6 protein-coding genes are annotated in these 5,258 nt (G+C 74.7%); 2 read left to right on the top strand and 4 right to left on the bottom strand.

Translation table 11 applies throughout. The features are described from left to right. Positions 1 to 52: 52 nt before the first annotated feature. From ACFC1F_RS42485 to ACFC1F_RS42495, 3 genes are all read right to left on the bottom strand, one after another. Positions 53 to 775, bottom strand: a complete 723-nt coding sequence (locus ACFC1F_RS42485) for a DUF305 domain-containing protein (protein ID WP_376167083.1) — start codon at positions 773 to 775, stop codon at positions 53 to 55. Further along, positions 772 to 1,437: a DUF3105 domain-containing protein gene (locus ACFC1F_RS42490; protein ID WP_209412092.1), complete on the bottom strand. Its 666-nt coding sequence runs from the start codon at positions 1,435 to 1,437 to the stop codon at positions 772 to 774. Before ACFC1F_RS42490 ends, ACFC1F_RS42485 begins: the two co-directional genes overlap by 4 nt. A gap of 133 nt (positions 1,438 to 1,570) precedes the next feature. Then, positions 1,571 to 2,089, bottom strand: coding sequence for a hypothetical protein (locus ACFC1F_RS42495; protein WP_209412093.1), 519 nt, complete (start codon positions 2,087 to 2,089; stop codon positions 1,571 to 1,573). A gap of 283 nt (positions 2,090 to 2,372) precedes the next feature. Between ACFC1F_RS42495 and ACFC1F_RS42500 the strand changes: the two genes are divergently transcribed. After that, positions 2,373 to 4,046, top strand: a complete 1,674-nt coding sequence (locus tag ACFC1F_RS42500) for a hypothetical protein (protein WP_376167085.1) — start codon at positions 2,373 to 2,375, stop codon at positions 4,044 to 4,046. Between the two features lie 52 nt (positions 4,047 to 4,098). On the opposite strand, the gene ACFC1F_RS42505 is transcribed toward ACFC1F_RS42500, so the two are convergent. Next, complete coding sequence (locus tag ACFC1F_RS42505; protein ID WP_209417281.1) at positions 4,099 to 4,704, bottom strand: TetR/AcrR family transcriptional regulator; 606 nt, start codon at positions 4,702 to 4,704, stop codon at positions 4,099 to 4,101. A 152-nt stretch (positions 4,705 to 4,856) separates the two neighbouring features. Here ACFC1F_RS42505 and ACFC1F_RS42510 point away from each other — a divergent pair, with 152 nt between their 5' ends. Continuing rightward, positions 4,857 to 5,081 (top strand): hypothetical protein, encoded by a 225-nt coding sequence (locus ACFC1F_RS42510; protein WP_376167087.1) that lies wholly within the window; start codon positions 4,857 to 4,859, stop codon positions 5,079 to 5,081. Positions 5,082 to 5,258: the final 177 nt, after the last annotated feature.

The raw sequence follows: 5,258 nt of genomic DNA on the forward strand, positions 1-5,258 counted from the left end.
GCGGACGGTCCGACCGTCCGCCGCACCCCGGCCGGGTGACGCGGGTCGTCGCTCAGGACGCGGGCACGCCGGGGGCGGCGCCGCGCTCCTTGAGCATGTCGGTGATCAGCCCCATCTCCGAGGTCTGACCGTTCACCATCGACTGGGCGAGCCGCTTCTCGGTCTCGTTCTTCGCCAGGTCGACGTAGCCCTGGGCCATCTCGACCCCGCCCTTGTGGTGCTCCAGCATCAGCTGGAGGTAGTACACCTCGGCCTCCCGCCCGCTGAGCGAACGCAGCTTGGCGAGCTGGGCGTTGGTGGCCATGCCGGGCATCAGCGAGCCGTCGTGCGCCTCGTACGTGTGGTTCATCCTCATCCACGCCATCGGCTTGGCCGGCGTGTGCTGTGACAGCCCCCACTGGTCGATCCAGCCCATCATCATCCCGCGCTGGTTGGCCTGGGTGTTGATGATGTCGAAGGCGAGGGTGCGGACCGGCTCGTCGGCCGTCCGGTCCCGGACGATGAACGACAGGTCGACGGCCTGCTGGTGGTGGGTCGCCATGTCGCGGGCGAACCCGGCCTCGGGCGAGTCGTCGGCCGGGGCGGTCAGCGTGGACGAGCCGGACGCGGACGTCCCGCTCGCGACCAGCGCGGGCACCCCGAGGGCCAGGGCGAGCGCGGCGGCCAGCGCCGCCGGCCACCAGAGCCGCCGGCGGGCGGTGCCGGGGGTCCGGTCCGCCTCCTCCGTCTCCCCGGGCGCCGCCGCGTCGGCGGGTGTCACCGCGTCGGCGGTCACATCGACCCCATGGTGCAGGACGCGCCCGGCTCCTGGGTCTGCTTGCCCTGCACGTACTTGGTGAAGAACTCGGCCACCCGCGGGTCGTTGGCGTTGTCCACCACCAGCTGGGTGCTCCACGCGTTGAGCGTGATGGTGCCCTGCTCGTCCGGGTAGGGGCTCATCAGCGAGTACGGGGTGCCCTTGACCTTGTCGGAGAGGGTCTTGATGTCGTCCGGCGTGGCCTTGCCGTTGTACGTCACCCAGACCGCGCCGTGCTCCAGCGAGTGGACGGCGCGCTCGTTCTCGACCGGCTGGTCGTAGACGTGGCCCATGCAGTCCAGCCAGATCGCGTTGTGGTCGCCGCCGACCGGCGGGGTCATCGGGTAGTTGACCTTCTCCTTGACGTGGTTGCGGCTCAGGTCGCCGAAGGTCTTCACGCCGTCGATCGGCGCGTTGGCGGCGGCCTCCTTGGCCTTCTTGTCCTTGTTGGCGTCGACCACGATCCAGGTGCCGGTGGCTATCGCACCGATCACCAGGACGCCGGCGATCACGGAGGCGACGATCTTGTTGCGGCGGTCGCGGCGCTGCTCGGCGGCGCGGAGCTCGGCGATCCGGGCACGGCGGTCGGACGCGCCCTGCTTGCCGCCGGGCTTGTTGGACTGCTTGGAGGCGGAACCCATGTGGTGTCCTTGTCCCCGCCGCACGTTGCGGGCGCGGCGGTCTGAAGTGGGGTGTGGAGGGGCGGATCCGTCGGTGCCGCCCGTCCTGCCGTCCGCTCGGACGGGCAGGGGGACGGCCGGCGGTGGGTTCCGCTCAGGACCGGTGGACTTGGAGTTCGTGCAGATCCGGTGCCGGGCGCGGACCGTCCAGCAGTCCGCGCGCCACCACCCGGGGCAGCGCCTCGGGCGTGTCCGGGCGCGGCGTCACGGCGGGCTGGGGCTGCGGCGGCGGGTTGGGGAGCTGGGCGTCCTGGCCGCAGTACGGGTGGCCGGAGCAGCCGTTGTCGCGGTGCGGCGGCTCGCCGTCGGCGGAGCACCACGTCCAGTGCCGGGGTCCGTCCGTGTGGCGGGACGGGTGGGCCGCCTTCGGGGCGCCCGGCGCCCCGAGTGGTCCCGGTACGTCGGTGGACGGCCCGGTGAGCGGGCCGGACAGGGTGGTGGACGGGCCGGCCGCGGGAGGACCGGACCGGTCGGCCGTGACCGCCTGGGCCTGGCCCGCACACGGGAGCACCGTCAGCAGTCCGACCAGCAGCAGGACCCAGAGCGCACCCACCGGGCGGCCCGCGATGACGGCCCTCCCCGGTCGGGATGGTCTGGGGGCCGACGCGGTCATGCGGACATTTAATCAGCCGAACGAGTGAAGCGATGCCCCTCCTCGGCCCTCATTTTCGGCCTCCGAAGGGGTCGAACACCCCGTAAACACCCTGCTCGGGGCAGTTCCGGCAAGCACGGACGGAACGGAAGCGGAACGTGGGGCGAACCCGGTGATCGGGAGCATCCGATCAGTGCACGGTTTGTCGCCGAAAGCCGGACAGCGTCGTTGCTCTTGGAGACAATGACGTCGAGTCCGGCCCCGCCGGGGGCGGCGCGCAGACGGACCGACCAGGAGCCGCCAGATGAGCAAAAAGGGTGCACCCGCACAGCAGCACCGGCCGGACGACGGCTGGTGGGACACGGTCTACGAAGGGCCGGCGGGCACCCTCCCCGACACCCCGCACGCGCACGCGGGGGAGGGCAGCGTCGACGACTGGTTCGAGACGGCGGCCGGGCTGATCGGGCGGCAGCGCACGGACGAACCGGCGGCCGCGGGCGAGGAGACGGCCGGGCCCGAGGCCGTGGCCGGGGACGCCGCTGAGGCCCTGGCCGAGGAGGCGGCTGAGGAGACGGCCGAGCGGGCTGCCGAGAGGGTTGTCGAGGCGGCGGCCGAGGAGGCGGTGCTGGAGCGGGACAGCATCGACGACTGGTTCGACACCGCGGTCGGGGTGATCGGGCAGCAACGCGACCCGGCGGAGACGCACAGGTTCCCGGCCCCGTCCTGGGCGGAGGACGCGGCGAGTCCGGCGGACGCGGCGGTTGAGGCGGTCCTGGAGCCGGAGCGCGGGCCCGCCCCCGAACCGGCTCCCGTCCTGGAGAAGACGCCCGAGCCCGCGCCGGCCCCCGAGCCCGAGGTCGCCCCCGAGCCCGAGGTCGCCCCCGAACCCGAACCCGAGCCCGCGCCGGCCGCCGTGTCGGCACCGGAGCCTGCACCTCGGCCGGAGCCCGTCGCGCCCGCGCCCGCCCCAGCCGCAGCCCCCACCCCAGCTCCCACCCCCGCGCCCGCGCCCGAACCCACCCCCGCGCCGCGCCCCGCTCAGCGGTCGGTGCTCGCCGGTGCCGGGCCCGCCGTGCCGCACGTCGGCGAGCGCCCGCCCACGTACGCGCCCGAGCCGACCGCCGTGCCGGAGGCGGACCCGGGCATGCTGGGCGCCGTCGTACCGGACACCGTGCTGGAAGGCGCCCAGTACGGCGCCGCCACCCTGCGCGCCGTCTCGGTCCGCGGCGACTCCGCCCGCTACCGCGGCGAGCCCCGCCGGGACACGCTGCTGGTGACCAGGTTCGGCGAGGCGCCCGATGGCCTGCTGCTCGCCGCGCTCGGCGGCTTCGACCGCAGCGCCGGGGACGGCGAGGTGGCCCCCGAGGCCGTCGCCACCGCCACCGCCGAGGCCGTCCGTCAGCTCGCCACCGCGATCGGCCGCAGCCGGACCGGGCTCGCCGCCGACCTGCGCGACGGCGCCCGCGACCGGCTCCGGTACGGCCTCCAGCGGCTCGCCACCAGCGCCGCCGCCCCGCTGCGCGCGCTCGCCCCCGAACCGGAGGGCGACGACGGTGCTCAGTCCCCCGCCTCGTTGCACTGCATGCTGCTCTCGCTCGACCCGGAGGCGTCCTACCGGGCGGCCTTCGGGGTCGGACCGGGCGGGCTCTACCTGCTGCGCTCCGGCCACTGGATCGACGCGTACGCCGCGCGGCTGCTGCACCACCCGGACGGTCAGCCGCCGGTGCCGGACACCCCGGTGTCGGACCCGCGCCCGTTCCGCTTCCGGATGGTCCCGGCCACCGTCGGCGACATCCTGCTGCTCTGCACCCCCGGCCTGGCCCGCCCGATCGCCGACGAGCCGGCCGTCGCCCACTTCCTCTCGTCCCACTGGGCCCACCCCCACCCGCCGGGCACCGTCGACTTCCTCCGCCAGGTCCAGGTCAGGGCGAGGGGCTACGCCGACGACCGCACGGCCGCCGCGATCTGGACCGGCTGAGGGCCGACCCGGAGCAGCTCCCCCGGAGCACGCTCCCCGGAGCGGGGGTGCGTCAGCGGCCGGCGCCCAGCAGGGTGCCGCACGCCGACTCGGCCAGGTGCAGCGCCCGGGGGCGTCCGGAGCCGGGGAGGCCCAGGGCCAGGGGGACGGCGAGGCCGTCGAGGAGGGCGCGGATCTGGGCGGCCCGGTCCGCGGCGGTCCCGGGGGTGAAGCGGCCGGAGGCGCTGCCCTCCTCCAGGAGGGCCACGAGGTCCGCGTCCCACGGGGCCTCGATCTCCAGCTGCCCCTGCCGGAGCTCCTCGCTGGCGGGGGAGCGGCCCCAGACCTCGACCCAGAGGATCCACCGGGGGTCGCCGGGGCCCTCGGGGAGGTAGAGGCGGGTGTAGGCGGTGAGCCGGTCCCAGACGTCCCGGGTGCCGTCGGTCAGGGCGGCGTGGCGGCGGGTGCCGAGCTGGTCCTCGCTCCAGCGCAGGGTCTCCAGCAGGAGCTGGTCCTTGCTGCCGAAGTAGTAGAGCAGGTGCCCGGCGCTCATCTGGAGCTGCTTGCCGAGGCCGGCCATGGTGAGTTTGGCGAGCCCGTGTTCGGCGATCGCGGCCCGCGCGGTGGCGAAGACCTCCTCGCGGGGGCGCGCCGGGCGGCGCGGGCGGGCGTCCGCCATCTGCTGTTCTCCTCTGTGCGGTGGCGGCCGTGCCGCCTGCTGCCCACGATACTGGCCGTGCCCGCAGGGGCACGGAGCGGGACGACGGCCGGTTCGGCCGCCAGTCCTCCGGGTACGTACCAGTGGGGGAACGACGACCTTGAGGGGTGGCCATGGCCACGTTGATCGCCCTGATCGCCGGTCTTGCCGTGATCGTGACCGGCCTGGCGGTGTACCTGCACCACCGCCGCAACGGACCGACCGAGAACGTGGACGGCCTGCTCGCCGAGCAGGCCCACCTCGCGCAGGCGCGTGCCCGGCGCGCCGCCTGCAGTTCGATCGCGATGCACAGCACGCACGGCCTCACCACCGACGACCTGGGGAGGCATCTCAAGTGACGGTGACGGAGACGTCTGTCGTCCCCTGGTACGGGGGCGATGTGACGGAGCAGTGACGGGGGCGTCGGGTGGTGCGGCGCGATCCGCGGGGTCACGCCGCACCACCCGGCGGCCGGCCGGTCAGGCCTTCGGCTGCTGCTGGGTGATGCAGTGGATGCCGCCGCCGTCCCCTTGTCG

This window comes from Kitasatospora sp. NPDC056181 (genome assembly GCF_042266225.1).
Taxonomy (GTDB): Bacteria; Actinomycetota; Actinomycetes; order Streptomycetales; family Streptomycetaceae; genus Kitasatospora.